The sequence below is a fragment of the Vibrio sp. S457-15 genome (genome assembly GCF_000960545.1).
Taxonomy (GTDB): Bacteria; Pseudomonadota; Gammaproteobacteria; order Enterobacterales; family Vibrionaceae; genus Vibrio; species Vibrio parahaemolyticus.
In genome coordinates this window covers 1-389 of record NZ_JYOQ01000170.1, presented here as the reverse complement: position 1 = coordinate 389, position 389 = coordinate 1, and the positions used below count along the sequence as shown (strand labels likewise).

Sequence of the window (389 nt, the reverse complement as noted above, 5' to 3'; positions counted from 1 at the left end):
GGTGGGATTAGCTAGTTGGTGAGGTACTGGCTCACCAAGGTGACGACCCCTAGCTGGTCTGTGAGGATGATCAGCGACACTGGAACTGAGGCACGGTCCAGACTCCTACGGGAGGCAGCGGTGGGGAAAATTGCACAATGATCGCAAGCCTGATGCAGCCATGCCGCGTGTGTGGAGAAGGCCTTCGGGTTGGAAAGCACTTTCCTTCGTGAGGCAGGACGAGAAGTTAATAGCTGCATTATTTGACGTTAGCGACAGAAGACGCACCCGCTAACTCCGGGCCAGCAGCGGCGGTAGTACGGAGGGAGCGAGCGGTACTCGGAATTACTGGGCGTAAAGCGCATTTAGGTGGTTTGTTAAGCCAGATGTGAAAGCCCCGGGCTCTACCT

General features: G+C 56.3%; 1 rRNA gene. It reads left to right on the top strand.

Features of this window, described 5'->3' with window-relative positions:
- Positions 1-389, top strand: a 16S ribosomal RNA gene (locus tag UF05_RS17310); the annotation flags it as partial.